Source organism: Pseudopedobacter saltans DSM 12145 (assembly GCF_000190735.1).
Lineage (GTDB): Bacteria > Bacteroidota > Bacteroidia > Sphingobacteriales > Sphingobacteriaceae > Pseudopedobacter > Pseudopedobacter saltans.
Map to the genome: position 1 here is coordinate 1093316 of NC_015177.1, position 19441 is coordinate 1112756.

24 protein-coding genes are annotated in these 19441 nt (G+C 35.4%); 8 read left to right on the top strand and 16 right to left on the bottom strand.

What is annotated here, in order from left to right; all coding sequences use genetic code 11:
- Window positions 1-3: 3 nt before the first annotated feature.
- Genes PEDSA_RS19460 through PEDSA_RS04495 form a run of 8 tightly spaced genes read right to left on the bottom strand, consistent with a single transcriptional unit; the run spans window position 4 to window position 3154 of the window.
- Window positions 4-252: a helix-turn-helix domain-containing protein gene (locus PEDSA_RS19460; protein ID WP_013631963.1), complete on the bottom strand. Its 249-nt coding sequence runs from the start codon at window positions 250-252 to the stop codon at window positions 4-6.
- A complete protein-coding gene (locus PEDSA_RS04460) occupies window positions 252-1226 on the bottom strand; it encodes a DUF6371 domain-containing protein (RefSeq protein ID WP_013631964.1) in 975 nt (324 codons plus the stop codon). Before PEDSA_RS04460 ends, PEDSA_RS19460 begins: the two co-directional genes overlap by 1 nt.
- Window positions 1226-1798 carry a DNA methyltransferase family protein gene (locus PEDSA_RS04470; protein WP_013631965.1) on the bottom strand — a complete coding sequence of 191 codons (573 nt, stop codon included), beginning with the start codon at window positions 1796-1798 and terminating at the stop codon, window positions 1226-1228. Before PEDSA_RS04470 ends, PEDSA_RS04460 begins: the two co-directional genes overlap by 1 nt.
- Window positions 1795-2190: an ASCH domain-containing protein gene (locus tag PEDSA_RS04475; RefSeq protein ID WP_013631966.1), complete on the bottom strand. Its 396-nt coding sequence runs from the start codon at window positions 2188-2190 to the stop codon at window positions 1795-1797. Before PEDSA_RS04475 ends, PEDSA_RS04470 begins: the two co-directional genes overlap by 4 nt.
- Window positions 2191-2194: 4 nt before the next feature.
- Window positions 2195-2398 (bottom strand): hypothetical protein, encoded by a 204-nt coding sequence (locus tag PEDSA_RS04480; protein WP_013631967.1) that lies wholly within the window; start codon window positions 2396-2398, stop codon window positions 2195-2197.
- Window positions 2388-2588 carry a hypothetical protein gene (locus PEDSA_RS04485; RefSeq protein WP_013631968.1) on the bottom strand — a complete coding sequence of 67 codons (201 nt, stop codon included), beginning with the start codon at window positions 2586-2588 and terminating at the stop codon, window positions 2388-2390. Before PEDSA_RS04485 ends, PEDSA_RS04480 begins: the two co-directional genes overlap by 11 nt.
- The gene (locus tag PEDSA_RS04490) at window positions 2588-2821 is read right to left on the bottom strand and encodes a hypothetical protein (protein WP_013631969.1); all 234 of its coding nucleotides are present in this window, start codon (window positions 2819-2821) and stop codon (window positions 2588-2590) included. Before PEDSA_RS04490 ends, PEDSA_RS04485 begins: the two co-directional genes overlap by 1 nt.
- 24 nt (window positions 2822-2845) lie before the next feature.
- A complete protein-coding gene (locus tag PEDSA_RS04495; RefSeq protein ID WP_013631970.1) occupies window positions 2846-3154 on the bottom strand; it encodes a hypothetical protein in 309 nt (102 codons plus the stop codon).
- Window positions 3155-3274: 120 nt separating this feature from the next.
- On the opposite strand from PEDSA_RS04495, the gene PEDSA_RS04500 reads away from it, so the two are divergent.
- From PEDSA_RS04500 to PEDSA_RS04510, 3 genes are read left to right on the top strand one after another with little or no spacing between them, the layout of a single operon-like run.
- Entirely contained in the window at window positions 3275-3640 is a 366-nt protein-coding gene (locus PEDSA_RS04500) for a helix-turn-helix domain-containing protein (protein WP_013631971.1), read from the top strand.
- A complete protein-coding gene (locus tag PEDSA_RS04505; protein ID WP_013631972.1) occupies window positions 3637-4071 on the top strand; it encodes a hypothetical protein in 435 nt (144 codons plus the stop codon). The genes PEDSA_RS04500 and PEDSA_RS04505 overlap by 4 nt, the downstream gene beginning before the upstream one ends.
- Window positions 4072-4086: 15 nt before the next feature.
- On the top strand, window positions 4087-4482 hold the full coding sequence (locus PEDSA_RS04510) for a PEGA domain-containing protein (protein WP_013631973.1): 396 nt from the start codon (window positions 4087-4089) through the stop codon (window positions 4480-4482).
- Between the two features lie 242 nt (window positions 4483-4724).
- Here PEDSA_RS04510 and PEDSA_RS04515 read toward each other — a convergent pair whose 3' ends face one another.
- The 5 genes from PEDSA_RS04515 to ribD form a co-directional block, all read right to left on the bottom strand.
- Window positions 4725-5618 (bottom strand): polysaccharide deacetylase family protein, encoded by an 894-nt coding sequence (locus PEDSA_RS04515; protein WP_013631974.1) that lies wholly within the window; start codon window positions 5616-5618, stop codon window positions 4725-4727.
- Window positions 5619-5820: 202 nt separating this feature from the next.
- A complete protein-coding gene (locus PEDSA_RS04520) occupies window positions 5821-6681 on the bottom strand; it encodes a nucleoside phosphorylase (protein WP_013631975.1) in 861 nt (286 codons plus the stop codon).
- A 10-nt stretch (window positions 6682-6691) separates the two neighbouring features.
- Complete coding sequence (locus PEDSA_RS04525) at window positions 6692-7306, bottom strand: IMPACT family protein (protein WP_013631976.1); 615 nt, start codon at window positions 7304-7306, stop codon at window positions 6692-6694.
- Window positions 7306-8154, bottom strand: coding sequence for an EamA family transporter (locus PEDSA_RS04530; protein WP_013631977.1), 849 nt, complete (start codon window positions 8152-8154; stop codon window positions 7306-7308). The genes PEDSA_RS04525 and PEDSA_RS04530 overlap by 1 nt, the downstream gene beginning before the upstream one ends.
- An 8-nt stretch (window positions 8155-8162) precedes the next feature.
- Window positions 8163-9185, bottom strand: coding sequence for a bifunctional diaminohydroxyphosphoribosylaminopyrimidine deaminase/5-amino-6-(5-phosphoribosylamino)uracil reductase RibD (gene ribD, locus PEDSA_RS04535; RefSeq protein ID WP_041536972.1), 1023 nt, complete (start codon window positions 9183-9185; stop codon window positions 8163-8165).
- Window positions 9186-9264: 79 nt separating this feature from the next.
- Here ribD and prmC point away from each other — a divergent pair, with 79 nt between their 5' ends.
- Complete coding sequence (gene prmC, locus PEDSA_RS04540) at window positions 9265-10098, top strand: peptide chain release factor N(5)-glutamine methyltransferase (RefSeq protein ID WP_013631979.1); 834 nt, start codon at window positions 9265-9267, stop codon at window positions 10096-10098.
- Here the strand turns inward: prmC and xerD are convergent.
- Window positions 10083-10982 (bottom strand): site-specific tyrosine recombinase XerD, encoded by a 900-nt coding sequence (xerD, locus tag PEDSA_RS04545; protein ID WP_013631980.1) that lies wholly within the window; start codon window positions 10980-10982, stop codon window positions 10083-10085. The genes prmC and xerD overlap by 16 nt on opposite strands.
- Window positions 10983-11018: 36 nt before the next feature.
- Between xerD and aroQ the strand changes: the two genes are divergently transcribed.
- The gene (gene aroQ / locus PEDSA_RS04550) at window positions 11019-11438 is read left to right on the top strand and encodes a type II 3-dehydroquinate dehydratase (protein WP_013631981.1); all 420 of its coding nucleotides are present in this window, start codon (window positions 11019-11021) and stop codon (window positions 11436-11438) included.
- 82 nt (window positions 11439-11520) lie between these two features.
- Here aroQ and PEDSA_RS04555 read toward each other — a convergent pair whose 3' ends face one another.
- On the bottom strand, window positions 11521-12021 hold the full coding sequence (locus tag PEDSA_RS04555) for an SRPBCC family protein (RefSeq protein ID WP_013631982.1): 501 nt from the start codon (window positions 12019-12021) through the stop codon (window positions 11521-11523).
- 255 nt (window positions 12022-12276) lie between these two features.
- On the opposite strand from PEDSA_RS04555, the gene abc-f reads away from it, so the two are divergent.
- The gene (abc-f, locus tag PEDSA_RS04560) at window positions 12277-13866 is read left to right on the top strand and encodes a ribosomal protection-like ABC-F family protein (protein WP_013631983.1); all 1590 of its coding nucleotides are present in this window, start codon (window positions 12277-12279) and stop codon (window positions 13864-13866) included.
- An 89-nt stretch (window positions 13867-13955) separates the two neighbouring features.
- Here abc-f and smc read toward each other — a convergent pair whose 3' ends face one another.
- A complete protein-coding gene (smc, locus tag PEDSA_RS04565) occupies window positions 13956-17495 on the bottom strand; it encodes a chromosome segregation protein SMC (protein WP_013631984.1) in 3540 nt (1179 codons plus the stop codon).
- Between the two features lie 67 nt (window positions 17496-17562).
- Here smc and PEDSA_RS04570 point away from each other — a divergent pair, with 67 nt between their 5' ends.
- Window positions 17563-18012 (top strand): hypothetical protein, encoded by a 450-nt coding sequence (locus tag PEDSA_RS04570; protein ID WP_013631985.1) that lies wholly within the window; start codon window positions 17563-17565, stop codon window positions 18010-18012.
- 137 nt (window positions 18013-18149) lie between these two features.
- Window positions 18150-19409, top strand: coding sequence for a glycosyltransferase (locus PEDSA_RS04575; RefSeq protein ID WP_013631986.1), 1260 nt, complete (start codon window positions 18150-18152; stop codon window positions 19407-19409).
- Window positions 19410-19441 lie beyond the last annotated feature (32 nt).

A 19441-nucleotide genomic window follows, 5' to 3' on the forward strand; every position in this document is an offset into this window, starting at 1 on the left:
TCTTTAGGCATCGTATCTGTTCATTAATTCGTCTGGAGTACATTTAAAAAATTCAGCAATTTTGTACGCTGTTTCCAATGGGATTGATGATTTGGAATCTATTGTATATTTCATCCAGTTGTCTAGCGTACGTACAGATATGCCAATATGCAGGCAAAGCGAATAGCAATTGTCCCGGTATGTACCTGGCATTTCTTTTAGCTTTCGCATGATGCTGTATTTTTTCGGGGGGTCTGTTAATACTTTTTGCATTATTTGAAATGGTTTAGGTTGTCAATAATATAATCGCAGAGATCAAACCCCTTTTGTGTATAATTAGCCAAAGATTGATCTACTGCAAAATGAGTATCGGGCATAACCTGGTTAAGATATTCCGCTTTTTCTTCCCAGGCAGGAAATGCACCGACATCAGGGAAAAGGATTACTTCTCGACCTTTTAAAACTTCGCACCTTTCTGCAGTAAGATTTACCAAGGATCCCGAGGCAAGCCAAACCTGATCAGGATAAACAATACTTGCTACAATAGCGGTTTTTTCGCTTTCGACTATGCATACCATTTTATTATTTCCGTTCAGTAAGTGTTCTCCAAAGAAGCATTGTTTTAGGTTGAAATCCGGGAGATCCAAAACCTTGTGTACCCAATTGATATGGTTATAAGGCTCTTTTATACGCTTTCCGGTTTCTGGATTGTAAAGCATTATTTTACCGGATCTGATACTTAAATCACAGTCTACCTGCCAAAATACAGTAGCATTATTCCAATGTTTTGATGAACCTATAAAATATTGGTTTGCAGCATGAAAGCATGATTCAGGTGCAAAATGCCTATTCAGCCATTCATAGAAATTATTGTGAAAGTAATGCCGTATTGATCTGATAAAAATGTTTTTAGGTATTAAACTCACCGGCAATTCCTTTGCCGGCTCTGGGACAAAATCTTTAGCCTGGTCTTTAAAATCTCCGATACGATAAAAATCTGCAATCCATGTAAAAGCCTCTTTATAAGTGATGCTTTTGTATTTCATGACAAAGTCTATAACATCGCCAGAAGCACCACAACCAAAGCATTTGAAAATCCCTTTTTTACTTTCAACTTTCAGGGATCCCGATTTTTCGGTATGGAAAGGACATTTACCGTATCCTTTAGCCGTTAGGGGAATAAGCGATTTTACTACCTGGAGTATATCTGCTTTTTCTTTGATGAATTTGAGTTGAGATGATTGCATTAGAATAGTTCTATTTGTGATGCTTCCTGCATAGATCTTACTGAAGGTAAAAGATCGAATACTTTGAAAGTGGTTTCTCCCTTATAACCTTTCTGAAGATGGAGTATTACAGTTTGTATTCTGGCGTATTGAAAAGTTTTACGTGGTAATGCGGTAACTGATATCAGTCCGAAATTTTTTAGGTAGCGTAATCTAACATCAGAATCGCCTATTGTAAACCAAGGCATCAGAGCAATGACTGTATCGGATTTGTGCATACATTCGACCAATATTCTGTAACCAACTTTTAAACCAGTACCGTATCCTTTAGGCGCGTTTTCTAAATCAGCCGTTCTATGTGAAAATGGAGGATTCATAACAACGGCATCAAACCGTCTGTTCTTATCCAAAAGAAAGTAATCGACTGGATCTGTTACATCATATTGCCATAATGCTGAAACTAAATTCCCTAAACCTGGGGTAGGTTCTAAAACAGAACGAATACCATTTGGCAATAAAGACACCATATACCTACAAACTGAAGGAGGTGTTTGGAATTGATACTCTATTTTGTGATTAAACTTTCCCATCATACCGCTTTTTTAGTTGATGCTTTATAAGTTATAGTCTTCGGAGTGTCCGCAATCTTTTTATCCACTACGGTACGTCTGAATAGGAGTAGAGACAGTTGTTGAGTCTCCCAATTGGTCACGATGTTTTTGTACATCGTTCTGATCATTTTGGTAAAGTCTTCTTTGTTGTAAGCGGCATCCAGCAAACAGATAAAATCATTCAGCTGATCTATTTTTAAATGGCGTAAATCTGTTAGAATTGCGTCTCCGCCATCTTTACCGTTTACAAGGATTTGGTAAACACGGCCAACTTGGTATTTTTCGTCATTGCGTAAACGAACCGAGGTAAAGCAGGCACAGAACAATTTTCCGTTCCAGTTATGATTGAAAGCTAGTTTATATTTTTTGCTCATGGTTTTAGATGTTTTTAGGTATATATTCAAAAACTACTGTTTTGGTGTTCTTAGAAATGATAAAGACAGTACCTTCCTTTATCATTGCATCAAGAATTGGCTTGTCTGCTTTATAAGATTGCTTCCTGTACTCGTAAGACATAAAATATCTGTTATCAGGAGTAGGATCGAACATGAACAGACGAATTATTTGTTCTTTATCTCTCATGGTTTTGGGATTTAGAAATCATTTGTTCATAAATCTTATTTGTTTCATGGACATACGCCCTGTAATCTGCTCTTAACAGCTTTACCGCTTCGGGATCTTTACAATTTTTAATTTGTTCGCCCAATCGGTCGCATTCCAAAACCAGTTCTTTGTGCCTGGCACTTAGTAACTGATATTCTTTGTTTTCCATTAAGCTGTTTTTTTGTTTTCTAAAATGGTAATGGCTTCTTCGATACGTTCTTCTATCTGATCGCACAATTCGGCAACGGCAAGAAAATGCTTTTTAAGAAAGATTTGATACCTGGCCCTTTTCTCCAGATCCGTTTCCGGGATTTTCTTATAGTTTTCTATTAGAAAATCTCCAGTCATGATTTTGCCATCGAGCTGATGTTCCAGGCTTTTAATTGTGGTTTGCTTTTTCATAATTCCGGGGGGTGTGATTTATGATTAAAAATTTTTGTCAAAAGCTGTTTCTATTTCACATGTTTTATCATCTTGCATAAGAAGTGTTTTTAAATCGGGCATTTGGATTTTAAAATTTTCTAATTCGCCCCGGTTTACCGAAAAAATACACTCCAGTATCATAACCTTTTCGTGTGGAATGTCTCGAGGTTCGTCTATAAGGATGTTACGGTAGTTATTAAAAGTGGCCGAAGAAACATTTAGCTCCTTAGGGATGCACTTTAAGGCTTTACCGTGATCTCTGACCGGTAAGCCTTCTAATAGTTCATTGATACGGTATTTAAAGTTTTTCATGTTTTTTTAATAGCTTTAAAAAATTTTCTATTTAACGACTAAAATTTTGTTTAGCTAAACTAATATTTTATTTAGTCTATGAAAAATTTATGAATAACTTTTTTTTAGTTTTTATTTTAAATGATTGAAAATCAAGAGGAAAAAATTTTAGTAGGTCTAAAAGAAAATATTCAAAAGCGTCTTAAAGAGCTAGGTAAGACTATGAAAGAGCTAGTTATAGAAATTGATATGACGGAGCCTGGACTATATAAGATGTTTAGCAATGGCAGCATGAAAATAAAAACCCTGATAAAAATCTCCGAAGTTTTACAGGTTCCTATTGATTATTTCTTCAAAACAAACCAGTCAGCCGTTAATAAAGAATATCAGTCGTTAGAGGACGAAACCGGAGTATACCAGAATACTGCTGATAGAATTATCGAAAAACTAGATATAATAAAAGAACAAAACCAAACTATTATAAACCTAATCAAGAATAAAACATGATTAAAAATTTACCAGATGAAGAAATAGTAAATTCTATAGATTCGAACAGACTTATTTTAACAAATAAGAGATTGATGTATTACGATAACGTCAACTATCAGTCGATAAGAGTTAAGGACGTGTGCTTCATTTCTTACGGAGTCAAACGATTTCCAAAAATTATATACTACACATTGGTTATATGTTCTCTTTTACTGCTTTTTATTGGCATAGATAACTCAACGAAGGGATATAGCAATGATGACGACTTAATTTTTGTTTTGGTAGTTTTTATAGTAGGCATTTTCATCTATTTATTTTATACCAGAAAAACTTTAAAGGTTGGTACAGCTGGAGGTTTTATTAACGTAAATTTACAGGGAATAGGAAGGGGATACATAGAGGAATTTATTGGACAAATTGAAAATGAAATTGATAAACATAAATACTAGACTAAATATAATTGTATGAACAAACCTTTACTTGTAGCTGCTATATGCGGCACACTATTTTTACAAAGCTGCGCAAGCATTTTACACGGTTCTAAGAGCGAACTTTCTATAAAAGGGACTCCAGAAAAAGCAGAGATATATGTTAACGGTAATTTTATGGGTGAAGCTCCCAATACTATTAAAGTAAGAAATACCGAATTTAAAAACGGAAATTCCTTAGTAGTAAAATCAAATGGACAGGAACAAACATTTACTTTAAAAAGACGTGTGATGGCAGGCTATTTAATTGCCGATATTATTTTAGGTGGATTTATTTTTACTGGTATCGACTTCTTAACCGGGGCAATTTATAAGGGATCTCCAGAGGAAATCAATTATAAAATGAATAGTGACGTTTCTGCAAATAAGTAGATGTTGCTTTCAAATTTTTACATGTTAAAAAATATAAATATCTGTGGTTCAGTTGAGTATATGGGTTTTGTCTATTATGCTCCTGGGCACTTAAAACGCTTTTAATAATGAATTAAGAGCGTTTTTTGTTTTTATACACAGTTTTAACATGGTATCTATGTTTATAGACTGGTTGAATACAAAAAAGCGAAGTCTGGTTATAAACTTCGCTTTTTTTAGTTTAAGCTTTCATCCTGAATTCACTATTTAAATGAGCTTATCATTGCATTGTGCAGAGCCTTAGGACTCCAATAACCACTTGCTATAATCCTTCTGATTGTATAAAGCGGATCTTCGTCGTCCCTGGATGTTGCGAGTATATAAGCAGATCTCAAACCTCTTGCTTTTAACGCTTTGATGGCTTCTTTATTCCATAAACCGAATGGATAGGCAAAATCTTCTACTTTCTGTCCGGAGATTTCTTCTAAAAGAGTCTTAGGTTTAGTAATCTGTTTGTTCCATTCGTCTTCACCTACTATTTTCTTAACATTTGGATGATCGTAAGTATGTAGGCCAACAGTGTTTCCTCTATTCGCGATTTGCTTTATTTCATCCTTATTCATATAATTGACTTTCCCATGTTTTCCAATTACAACGGTCATCATAAAATAGGCACCTTTAAAACCATATTGCTTTAAAGTTTTATCTCCAACTAAAAGCTGGTCCAAATCGGTGTCATCAAATGTAATCAATACGGGTTTTGCCGGTAACTTATCGCCGTAAGCGAGGTAATTATAATACTGCTCTGGAAGAATAGTTGTATAACCGCTGTCTGCAAGCATTTTTATCTGGGCTTTAAAAGCAGCAGGAGGGATAATATAATCTTTAGCTGTTTTAGAGTCTGTAGCACGCCAGTCTCTAATTTGATGATAGCAAAGTACAGGAACTTGCTTTCTTGCTAATATTGTTTTCGCATCGGCTATAGTTCGGTTTTTTTGAACAGCTTGTTCGGAATGAGAATCAGATGTTTTTTTAGATTCAACAACATTTTTTTCATTTGATTCCGATCTGTTTCCTTCATTTGCATTGGTATTAGACGAGCAGCTATTCAAAGTGCTGCACAAAGTCAGGGCTACAGCCGCGATATATAATTTCATAAACGATTTTTTAAACAAAAGTAGAAATTCTGGCCATCAAATCTAAAAATTAATATATGATCTTTTTGTTCGTATTGTTTTTGAAAGGGAGGTAGAATAATAAAGGGAAGTGATGTTGGAAAAAGAATCTCCATCAAATTGCTCTGTGAAGATTCCTTTTACGCCTACGATAGAAAGCTTTAGGTGCTTCCAAACATTTACCTTATATTCTTGAAAGTATTTTTTCGATCATCTCGTTAATAATCTGCTGAGCATTTGGGGCAAATTCACTCTTTAATCTATTGGCAACAATAGCATTAACAGAAACGGCTTTATGTCCCAAGGTATTGGCTAAAGCATAAATACCGGCAGTTTCCATTTCCAAATTAGTAATTATGTGTCCTTCGAATTCATAATTACTAAGTTTTTTCATTAAGTTTTGCACACTTCCTTCCGCTCTTACAGCCCTACCTTGCGGAGCATAAAACCCAGGAGCGCTTACAGTAATTCCTTTCTCTAAGTCGAAACAAAGTTTATCTAGCAGTTTCCCGCTACCGGCGGTGATGTAAGGAACAAGATCTTCGTTTTCAAAATAATTATTAAGATTATTCTCCAATAACAGTTCATCTCCAGTTAAATTTCGGTGATAAAAGTTCATTAAAGAATCTAAACCCAAACCATGTGTTGATGCCAATATCGTTCCGACCGGAATATCTTCTCTTATTGTTCCCGAAGTGCCCAGTCTGATAATCTGTAAGACAGTCAGTTCATTCTTTACAGTGCGACTCTCCAAATCGATATTAACCAGAGCATCAAGTTCATTCAATACAATATCAATATTGTCGGTACCAATTCCTGTAGAAATTACTGAGACTTTCTTATCTCTAAGATATCCTGTATGTGTAACAAATTCCCGGTTAAATTTTTTTACTGATATAAAATCGAAGTGTTTACTAACTTCGCTAACACGTTCGGGATCACCAACTGTAAAAACGATATTTCCAATATCTTCTGGTAAAAGGTTCAAATGATAAACGCTTCCATCGGGATTTAATATTAAGTCGGTTTCGGATATTTTGTTCATCTGTTTTTGGTTATATCGTTCTAATGTATTTTATATTTATGCCTTCTATTTTTTCTATTTTTCCTAAAACCTTATCCAAATCTGATTTTCGAATGGAAATCTCCATAGAACACTGTAAATCGAAAGTTTGATTAGTGGGATTAAGTTCTTCTTCTTTAATGATTCTCATTATGTTGTTCATTTGCAGATAGTCAAAAGACAGGGAATAGATATCGTTTACGGTCTTTTCTACTATTTTCGCATTAGCCAGAGCTTCTTCCGTAGCTGTTTTATAAGCATTAATTAAGCCTGGTACGCCTAATAATGTTCCCCCAAAGTATCTGACTACAACGACTAAAATATTTGTTACGTCTTGTGATAGAAGAGTATTCAGAATGGGGCGGCCAGCGGTTCCGGAAGGTTCTCCATCGTCGTTTATCCTAAATATGTTACGATCCGGACTTAATCTCCACGCATAGCAATGGTGTCGGGCTTTTGGATGTTCTTTCTTTAGTTGGAACACAATATCCTTAACCTGTTCTTCATTTGTTAAAGGATAAGCGTAGGCTATAAATTTGCTTCCTTTATCTCTGAAAATTCCTTCTGAAGCATCTTCAATAGTACGATAGGTGTCTTCAAATAACATCAGGCAAATGTAAGAATACAAATAGCTATAATTGCCAAAATAATTCCAACTTTATTCAACATACTAAGCTTTTCTTTAAACATAAAAAAGCCTACTATAGAACCGGATGCAATAACGCCAATATCCATTGCAGAAAATATGATCGAGGGTTTGTCAGGCTCTACTGCTAATGCTTTAATATAAAAGTAAATAGAGGAAAAATTGAAAAAACCTAATACAACACCGGCAAATAGCGCTCTCATTTGAAACTTTAGTTTGCCAGCAAGTTTTAAATAAACCAGTGTGATTGCACCCATTATCGTTGCTATAGCGAATATATAGAACAAACAGGTGGTAAAATTTATATTCGAGAACTGGGTAATCATGTTAAAGAAAATATCTAACACCCCCGTACCGAAAAACACTATAAAAGGGTACCAATAATTGATATTATCTGATGAAAATTTCGCTTTAGGTACCGAAAAGTAAATAGCCAGGAAACCTAAAAACAATCCCAATATTTTAAGCCAGCTTATAGATTCGTTAAATATGATAAACGCAGCCAACACCGGTATAATTAATGAAAGCCGTTGTCCGATAGCCGTAACCACAATTCCCGAACTTTGAACACTTTTACTGATAAAGTAAAATAGCGATAGCATCATCAGGGCCATCAAACCAAAGATCAGCAACTGATTATTGCTTGGTAATTCCTGAAAATTGGGCCTGAATAAAAAGAGGGAAAGCAGGAGTGCGGTTGGATAGTTGAATACTATGGCCTGAAATGAATTTGTATAATACCGCTTTAATAATTTTAAATTTACACTTACAACAACACTACAAAAAATTGCTATAATTAAATAGACCATATATTATATTAAGGTTTTAGAATAGTTAATGTGTCCGATCCGACTTTGTCAGTACTGATTTGATTGCCCTTGATTGTAGGCGCGTTTATTCCATTTTCCCAATAATCTTCAGAATAAAATATGCGTGCTTCGTCCCAGAGATTGTGTTTTATAAATGATTGCAGTGTTGTCACCCCGCCTTCTACAATTACCGATTGTACGTCTTGTAAATATAGCTGATAGAGAATGTATTGTGGTAAAAAGTGATCGAAATCCTCTATGGAAATGTATTTGTTTTTACCGACAATTTTTGATTCTATAGCATTGAAAATAAATGTCTCTTGTTTATTATCTAATAGATTCAGATGTGGTGGTAAAGCTAAATTTTTATCTATTACTGCTCTTTTAGGATTTTTACCCTTTACCAATCTGACGTTTAGTTGCGGATTATCTATTATAGCGGTGTTTTTACCAACTAAAATACAATCTTCTTCTGCTCGCCACTGATGTACCAGAATTTTACTTTCCTTTCCGGTAATCCATCTTTGCTGGTGATTTTCAGGAGCAAAAAAGCCATTAGCAGTTTGGGCCCATTTAAGGATAACATATGGACGTTGTTTTTGGATCTGGGTGAAAAATCGTCTGTTCAGCTCAAGACATTCTGTTTCCAGTACTCCGGTAATGACCTCTTTACCGGCGATCAGCAGTTTCTCTATCCCTTTTCCATTTACAGAATCAAACGGATCCCGACATCCTATAACTATTCTTGGAATACAATGTTTTATAATGAGATCTGCACAAGGAGGAGTTTTTCCATAATGAGCACAAGGCTCCAACGTTACATATATAGTAGACTGTTTTAGCAGATGATCGGCGTTTTTAAAGTTATCTATAACGTTTTGAATAGCATTAACTTCGGCATGTGATTCACCATATTTTTTATGGTAGCCTTCGCCTATAATCTGCCCATCATGAGCAACAACGGCACCAACCATAGGGTTCGGGCTTACACTTCCTGCACCTAAAAGAGCCAGGTCTATAGCTCTTTGCATAAAAATTGAGTCGTTTGTCACGTATCAAATTTAATCATTTGTGCTCATAATTTCTTTAATTTGTGCTTTTAGTAGCATTATGAAGCTTTCGGATATAAAGAATGCATTTGAACTGGGCCTTAAAGGTGTCTATGATGAACATGAAGCAGAGATTATTTTAAAGTATTTGTTGGAGGATTTATTTGCTATAAAACCGAATCCGACAATTGATATTGAAGAACATAAAGCAAAAGAACTTTTAAAGATCTTAGACGATTTAAAAGTAGGAAAGCCAGTTCAGCAGATTATTGGTAAAGCAGATTTTTACGGTTACAAATTTATAGTGAATGAGCATGTGCTTATCCCAAGACCAGAAACGGAAGAATTAGTTCACGAGATCGTTAAATATCATAAACATCAAAATGTAAGTGTTTTAGATATTGGAACCGGAAGTGCTTGTATATCTGTATCAATAAAAAAAGGTATTCCAGAAGCAATAGTCTATGCTATAGATGTTTCTAGAGAAGCACTGACAGTAGCCAAACAAAATGCACTAATGAATGGAGTAGATATTGACTTTTATTTGGATGACGCACTAAATCTTGATGCAGAAAAATATCCTTTTTTTGATGTTATTGTAAGTAATCCACCATACATTAGAGAAAGTGAAAAGAAGGAAATGCATAGTAATGTTCTGAGTTTTGAACCTCATTTAGCACTATTTGTAAAAGATAAAGATCCTTTGATTTTTTATGACAAGATTTCGGATTTTGCTTTGAAAAGATTGAATAAAGGAGGCTTTCTGTATTTTGAGATTAACCAGTATCTGGCAAAAGAAACAGAAGACTTAATCCATAAAAGAGGTTTTAAAACCTTATTGATTAAAGATATTAATAGCAATTTCAGAATATTGAAAGCTCAACTTCTTGGATGAAATTGAGTAATAGTCTGTTTCAAAAAGTCCCGATCCAGATGGGTATATATTTCCGTAGTGGTGATACTTTCATGTCCAAGCATTTCCTGTATAGCTCTTAAATCTGCTCCGCCTTCAATCAAATGTGTGGCAAAGGAATGTCTAAACGTATGTGGACTTATATTCTTTTTTATTCCTACCGCCGTTGCCAAATCCTTAATAATCATAAAGACCATTACTCTTGAAAGTTTGCTACCCCGTTTGTTCAGGAAAATAATATCTTCATTTCCTTTTTGTATATTTAGCTTGTTTCGAATGTTTTCGAGATAGATTTCCAAATGTTTTAAAGCAGATGATCCCACAGGAACCAGTCTTTCCTTATTTCCTTTTCCCACAACCTTAACAAATTCGAGTTCCCTGTATAAATCAGACAGCTTTAGGTTAGTCAGTTCACTCACACGTAATCCCGAGCTATAAAGAATTTCCAACATGGCTTTGTTCCTTATGTTTTCTGGTTTTGACAAATCAAAGCCGTCTAACATAGTATTGATTTCATGAACAGTTAGAACCTCGGGCAATTTTCTTCTGATTTTTGGACTTTCGATAATATCAGCCGGATCATGTTCTATCAAATCTTCAAGTAGTAAGTATTTATAGAAAGATTTTATTCCGCTGATAATCCTAGATTGAGTAGAGGCTATCAAACCAAACTCATTTATCCATTTGATGAAATTTCTTAAATCCTGAGTATTTACTTTAAGCAGACTCTTTGGATTGCTTTGAACAGACAGAAACTGCACCAATTTATCTACATCATTTACATAGGCGTTTACCGAGTTTGGAGAAAGAGAGCGCTCCAATTTCAGGTAGCTTTCGAATCCTTTTTTTTCTGTCGACCAATTCACTTTATCTTTTCGAAATTAAATGATAAGTTTGAGGTGATGAATATACAAATAATCAACGGACCAAATCTAAATTTACTGGGTAAAAGAGAACCAGGTATTTATGGAAGCGAAGGTTTTGATACCTATTTTTCTAATTTAAAAGCTAAGTACCCGGAGATAAACCTGCATTATTTTCAAAGTAATGTAGAAGGAGAGCTCATTAATAAAATCCACGAGGTAGGTTTTGACTTTGACGGGATCATCTTAAATGCAGGTGCGTATACACATACTTCTATCGCTATTGCAGATGCAATAGCGGCTGTTAAAGTTCCTGTAATTGAGGTACATATTTCTAATGTACATGCGAGAGAGTCATTCAGGCATCATAGTATGATTGCCAGAAATTGCAAAGGTGTGATTGCGGGTTTTGGTTTGAAATCTTATGAATTGGCACTTAATGCTTTAAGCGAAAAGTAGATTATAATTTCCCTTTTATAAAAGATGAATAGAAATAGCAGAAGAGTATAAACCTTATATTATACTCTTCTGCTATTATAAGTTAGCTTGTTTTCTCCAATCGTTCCAAAAGCATTGGAAGTTTCTTTTTCAATTGCTTTTTCCATCCCATCTGCATAATAAAACTGATGATAATCAGTTTAAGGCCTTTATAGCCAGAATGCTCCATATTGAGCAAAGTGCCACCACAGGCAGGTTCTAAAGAGAAGCTCAATATAGTATTGAGTTGAGCAAAAATTCCTTTTGTAAGATTGTCTGCTGTACCAGAGTGTATTCCTGCGCAAGCAAGAGCTTTTTCTCCGGTAGCTTCTCCACGATAGGTATAAGCCAGATGTTTTTTGGGTTCTAAAGCTATAATTTCACAATGAGTAATTCCATCCCAACCTTTTTGAGGTTTCATTCTAAAAGTGAAATGGTATCCCAGTTCTGGTTTTATATCGTTCTGCATAAACCAGGAACCCAGCATATTAGAATCTGTTAACGCATTCCAAACCTTATCTTGCGTGTAAGGTAAAAAGGTTTTCAGCTTTATTGTCCGTGTCATCGTCTTTACATATCTATAAAACAAAAATAATGATTCCTGTTAAGTCTGGTAAAAATTGTTAGTAAGGCTTAGGAGAAAAGAGTATGGCGTAGACAGTTTTTAGTCAGGATATTTTAAAAATCAGTAAAAACCTCTACTTTTGTGTCAACAAAAACTACTCTAGAAAATGTAATAGATAATTTTTTCCAAAATATAATTCAGGTACGTAAACTTCAGGCGTTCCGGTTGTTTTATTTTTTACGATAGAAATTAATCATGATTACATTACAAAATCTTACATATATACACCCTAACAGGGATTTACTTTTCGATAACATTCATTTTACTATAAATTCTAGGCAAAAGATTGCTCTTATTGGGAATAATGGTGTCGGAAAATCAACCTTATTAAGAATTATTGCCGGGGAAATATCACCTGCAGGAGGAAGTGTTTCTATAAACAAAAATGACGTTTATTTTATACCACAGGTTTATGGTCAGTTTAACCATTTGACAGTAGCGGAGGCACTAAAGGTTGAAGATAAATTGTATGCTTTCGAAGAAATTTTAAAAGGGAATGCGTCTGATGAAAATCTGGAATGCTTAAATGACGATTGGACAATAGAAGACCGTTGTAATGAAGCGCTCCGATACTGGAATTTATCAGATATTGCTTTTAATCAGAATTTGGGAAATCTAAGCGGAGGACAGAGAACCAAAGTGTTTTTAGCAGCTTTGATGATACATCGTCCATCTTTAATTTTGCTGGATGAGCCCAGTAACCATTTGGATACAGAGTCTAGAGAGAAATTATATAAATATATTAAATCAGTTAATGCAACTCTTTTGGTTGTAAGTCATGACAGGACTCTTCTAAATCTTTTAGATATGGTTTTGGAATTGACGCCCAAAGGTATCAATACTTATGGTGGAAACTACGATTTTTACTTATCTCAAAAAGAAAAGGAACTTGAGGCGTTGGATCATCAAATTAAGAGTAAAGAGAAGACTATTAAACAGGCGAAAGAAAAGGAGAGAGAAAGTGTGGAACGGAAAAACAAAATGGATGTTAGAGGGCAACAAAAGCAAAAAGATGCAGGTGTGGCTCGTATTATGATGAATACGTTGAGGAATAAGGCCGAAAGTAGTGGTGCTAAACTAAAAGGTGTACACGAAGAGAAAATAAATACTTTATCCACCGAGTTGAGTCGGTTGCGGTCTGGAGTGCAGGAATTTGACCAGATGCGATTTAATTTTCAGGATTCCGGGCTCTTTAAAGGAAAGATCTTGGTTACTGGCAGAAATATAAGTTATAAAATAGGAGAGCAGGACTTGTTCAGGGAGCCTGTGAGTTTCGATATTTTAGCAGGTGATCGTATAGCTTTGAAGGGTGCCAACGGCTCAGGAAAAACTACTTTACTGAAAATGGTAGTTAATGCTATCCAACCAAATGGAGGTAATATTGATAGCAAAATACAAGATTATGCCTATTTAGATCAGGACTATTCAATTATAGAAAATCAGTTGTCTGTATTAGATCAGGCTGAAAAATTCAATATAAATGGATTGCAGGACCACGAAATTAAAACCAGATTGAACCATTTTCTATTTGATAAAAATGATTGGGATAAAAAATGTGTTTCGCTAAGTGGTGGTGAGAGAATGCGTTTGTCGTTATGTTGTTTGAATATCAGAAGTAAAAGCCCAGATATAATTATATTGGATGAACCTACAAATAATCTCGATCTCCAAAATATCAATCTTTTGACTGCTGTTTTGAAAGCCTATCAGGGAACCCTGATTGTAGTTTCTCATGATACAGTTTTTATGCAGGAAATTGGTGTTATTAAGGAAATCCAATTGTAGATATTATGCAAATAATGCGAAAAGATTAATGAGCCTCTTAAAAAAAAACAAGGCTCATTAATTTTCAAGTGATTATCAGATAACATAGTTTAAGCAGCCACCTCCCGTAAATCCACGGCTACCACTCTGGAAACACCTTGTTCTACCATGGTAACCCCGTAAATAATATCGGTACTGGCAATAGTACGTTTGTTATGTGATACCACAATGAACTGAGATTCGTTAGAGAATTTTCTGATGATATTATTGAATTTATCAATGTTGGTATCATCTAAAGGAGCATCAACCTCGTCGAAAATACAGAATGGAGCAGGCTTTAAAAGATATAGTGAAAACAATAATGCCGTCGCAGTAAGTGTTTTTTCTCCTCCGGATAATTGATTGATAGATAAAGGTCGCTTCCCCTTCGGACGAGCTATAATGTCTATATCGGATTCTAAAGGATTATCCGGATTACTTAAAATTAAGTCACAACTATCTTCTTCATTAAATAAGGACCGAAATACTCTCATAAAGTTTTCGCGTACTCCAGTGAAAGCGTTCATAAACTTATCTTTCGCTGTTTCATCAATTTCTTTAATGGTTTGCAATAAAGATTCTTTCGCTTCTACCAGATCTTTTTTCTGCGCCTTGATGAAGTTATAACGTTCTTCCATCTCCTTATAGGCTTCCATCGCAGTAGAATTGATAGCCCCGAAGTCTTCCAACTGCTTTTTCAATCGGTCTACCTTTTCCTTAGTATCATCTTCGGTACTGCCTTCCGGGACTTCGTTATCAAGCAAATCTTCTATATTCAGATTAAACTCAACAGATAAACGTTCTTTTAGTGAGTTAAGCTCTATTTTAAGATTATTTTTCTTGTCTTTAATTTCGTTACTCAGTAAATCGATATTTTCTTTTTTACGCCTTAATTCTGTCAGTTCGGTTTCAAGGTCATTTACCAAACCTCTTAAAGAATAGTATTCTTTTTCGGCCTCCTGCAAAGCCTTTTCCATTTCCTCTTTCTGAGTGTACATCGCAATCAGGTCTTCATCGTTATGATCGACATGTTGCAGAGTATCTTTAATCGTGGCTTTTGTTGCGTCGAGTTCCGTACTATTAATCGCAATCCGGCTTTCCAGACTTTCTTTAAGCGAGTCGCGATATTCCAAATCCTTATCAATGCTGCTTACTTTATTCTGTTGCTGATGAAATTTAATATTATCCGCATTAAAAGCAGAGCTGCGCATCGTCAGTATTTCACTAATCTCATTAAAACCGGCCTGCTGTTCGATTAGCTTATCAGCAAGCAATTGTTTTTGGGTATTTATTTCTGAAATTAGTGGCTCCAATTTTAATAGCTCAGAAGCGATATGCTGCAACTTATTTTCAATATCCTGCTTCCTGTTTTGGCTATTGGTAATAAAAGACTGGTATTGTTCCTGTTTTGTTTTTACAGAAATCAATTCGTTTTGCAAAAGGTTAATTTCCCCTGACAAGGTCGCTATTTCCTGCGCTTTTGTCGAAGCTTTTAAAGAGGCGATTTTGATACTGTTCTCTTCAATATTTGCTTTCAATTTCTTGATTTGGCCATCAAGATCTTTGATTTCCTTGCTTAGATTTTCTAGGTTTTTTGCCCTTCCAATACGTTTTCCTTCAAAAAGACCAACAGACCCCCCCGAAAGTGTGTGTTTAGTTTTACTAAATTTTCCGGATTTTCCAATGAAAGTTATACCCGAATTAACAGACTGATTGTTTAAGTCCTTTTCACTTTCATCGTTCACTAAAAAGACGTTGTGAAGCAAATGATTAAATAAATTTTTGTATTTCTTATCCGTTTCGGTAACCATAATTACCGGAACTGCTCCATCCGGAGTTTCGATACTCGTAGCTCCCTTTTCTTCAATATTGCTTAATATAAAGAAGTTCGCTTTTCCTCTGGAAGAATCATTCAGCAGCTTTATCGCATCGATAGCGTCATCATAATTCTCTACAACATAGTGATTCATTAAAGGCTCCAGGTAATTTTCGATTGGCACACGGAACTCTTCTCTACAAAATAGGATATCCGACAGGAGAGGAGCTTTTTTAGCCCATTGAGTGCTCTTTTTAAGAAAACGAATAGACTCCGGAAAACCTTCGAGATTGTCAACCATACTTTTGGTCAGGTTATATTCATTTTGGCGCGCATCCAAACGTCGGCTTAAATTGTTTAAATGTTCTTTGTCTTCATTTAAACTTTCTTCCTGCAGCACAAGCTGCTCTTTCAGTTCTTCTTCCTGTTTCTGAAGATGACTAAGCTGATGTTGCTTGCTTTCAACCTTGTTTTCCAACTCAATAACCACCTTATTGAACTCGGAAAGCTGTGTTTCCTTAGAAGCCGTATCTTCTACGTTTCTAATACTTTCCTGCTCCAGAGCATCACGTTGAATTTTTAGGATTTCGATATCTTTATCTGTCTGATAAAGTTTGTTCTGTAGCTGAGCAGCCTCTTTTTGACTTTGATCAAGACTAACTTTAGAAGACTGCTGCTGGATTCTTAACTCTTCAACTTCTTCTTTCAACGAGTTTAGGTTAGAAGACACGGTTTGCAAAGTTTGCTCTTCCTGCATACGATCCTCATTCAGCCGCTTAATGTTATATAAAACGTGATTAAGCTGATTTTTGTCCTTTTCGAGTTCAGCACCAAGTCGCTGCTCTTTATCCTGAAGGAACCTAAGTTGTTCGTTTTTTATTTTTTTGTCACTTTCGTAAGCCCTGATTTTTGCAATAAACTCGTTAGTAGCCTTTTGCTGAACTGACAGATTTTTTTCTTTAGTAAGATTGCTGAACTTATGTTTTTGTATATCAGCATCCAGTTTATCGGTCTGTGTGTGGATGTTCGTTCTTTGTTCTCCCAGTTCTTTTTCCTGGTTTTCCAGATTTTCCAAAGAATCTCTGAAACCAATAATTTTAAAGGAGGTGAGGATAATACTTAACGCCTTATATTGTTCCTTAATTTTATAATAACGTTCTGCCTTTTTTGCCTGATTTTCTAATGTCTTTAGGTTCCTTTCAATCTCGAAAAGTAAGTCTTCAACACGGCTTAAATCAGTTTCGGTGTCTTTTAATTTATTGAAAGTCTGCTTCTTACGAAGTTTATATTTAGAAATACCGGAAGCTTCTTCAAATAAAGCCCTTCTGGAACCTTCTTTGTTCGCAATAATCTCATCGATCATTTTTAATTCTATAATCGAATAAGAGTCGGAACCAACGCCGGTATCTAAAAACAGATCGGTAATGTCCTTAAGACGACATTGAACATCATTTAAACGATATTCTGATTCTCCTGTACGGTAAAGTTTTCTGGTAATTGTAACCTGAGAAAACTCTGTAGGAAGCACATTTTTTGTATTGTCAAATGTTAGGGAAACTTCGGCTAAGTTGGCAGGTTTACGTGCTTTTGTTCCATTGAAAATAATGTTTTCCATCTTTTCGGAACGTAATGTCCTTGTGCTTTGCTCGCCTAAAACCCAGCGTATGGCATCAACAACATTAGATTTCCCACAACCATTAGGTCCCACGATAGCGGTAACACCTTCGTTGAAATTGATGGTTATCTTATCACCAAAACTTTTAAATCCCTTTATTTCTAATTTGTTTAATTGCATCTGTAACGTCCAGAATATCCCAAATAATTATTCCCCAAAACTAATTTAAATTTATTAATTTGCAGAGGTGGAAAATGTGTTTTATATAGTTGCGGTAATTGCTTATTTCCTTTTTCAAGGTTATCAGAACTTTAAAAAGGAACAGGAAAAAGCTAAAAAAAGGAATCCCGGCAAACCTCTGGAGGAATACGATATTCCCCAGGAAGTTAAAAGCGAGCCGCTTATAGAAAGAGAAACAGAAGCTATAGACTTAAAGCCAGACTATAAGCTTAGCCGCAGGGAAATAGCAGATAAAGAACGCAAAGAAGAACTGGTTTACGAAAAAATGGAGTATAGGTCTATGGGAGATTATTATAATCCTGAAAAACCGGTAATAAAAAGAGAACCTTTCAAAAGCAGCATAAAGACTGTTACCATACAAAATGTTGATGAATTTGCAGATGAGAAGCACGAACATGCCGATTTTGATCTGAAAGATGCCGTTATTAAAGAAGCTATTCTGAAACGACCATATTAAAGACTAGCTATAAATACCTATCTCATAAAAGCGTAGAGTTCACAATTTTCATCCAATATTTTATGTTATGTATTAGTGAGAAGAATTCAGGCTGAACGAAAAAATAACCTAGCTTCGCATTTTTTGTGCTTACAAACATGGAAAATCTTCAAAATATATTAATTATAGGAACTGTTTGGCCCGAGCCGGATTCATCGGCAGCAGGAAGCAGAATGATGCAATTGATTCAGTCTTTTAAAAAAGAAGGAAGCAAGGTGACTTTTGCAAGTGCGGCAGCGGATAGCGATTTCATGGTGAATTTGGCTGATTTTGGTGTTGACAAAGAAAATATCAAACTAAACTGCTCTTCCTTCGATGATTTTTTGAAAAAACTGAATCCTGATTTAGTTGTATTCGATCGCTTTATGACTGAGGAACAGTATGGATGGCGGGTGAGCGAAGCTTGTCCCAATACACTGAAACTTTTGGATACTGAAGATCTGCATACGCTCCGTTATGCAAGGCAAAAAGCATTTAGACAAAATAGAACGTTTAAAATAGATGATTTACTGGAAGAAGAAATAGCAAAAAGGGAAATTGCCAGTATTTTTCGTTGCGATTTATCTTTAGTGATTTCACAGACCGAAATGGAAATTCTTAACGAAGTATTTCATGTTGATTTAAGTTTGTTATACTACCTGCCTTTTTTACTACCCTCAATAAAAGACCAGGATATTTCTAAATGTAAAAGCTTTGAGGAAAGGCAGCATTTTGTAAGTATAGGTAATTTTCTGCATGAGCCTAATTGGAATGCGGTTTTATATTTAAAAGAGGAAATATGGCCTTTAATCAAATCAAAATTGCCGAAAGCCGAACTACATGTTTATGGAGCATATCCCAGCCAAAAAGTTTGGGAGCTGAATAATGCTAAGCAAGGATTTTTGATAAAAGGCAGGGCGGAAGACGTTAATGAGGTGATGTCTGCTACGAGAGTGTGTTTGGCGCCCTTACGTTTTGGCGCTGGTTTAAAAGGAAAACTGGTAGATGCTATGAGAAATGGAACGCCAAGCGTTACAACTTCAATTGGTGCCGAATCTATGGCTCTGGGTCTAGAGTGGGCGGGTTTTATAGCTGATGATGCAATAACTTTTGCAGAAAAAGCTACGACATTATATCAGGATCTACATATTTGGAACTCAGCTGTACGTCAGGGAGTTCTGATTATCAATCAGAATTTCAATGAGTCTGCCGCCAATTATTTTTTGGTACACTTGTCAAAATTAAAGTCTGACTTAGTAAGACACAGAAACCATAATTTTATAGGACAGATGTTGAATCATCACAGCATGGCGTCCACAAAGTTTATGTCTAAATGGATAGAGGCCAAGAACAGCAATGGGAGTCGAAATTTGCTTTAAATAGTACAAAACTTCGACTCCGCTCCGAAAGG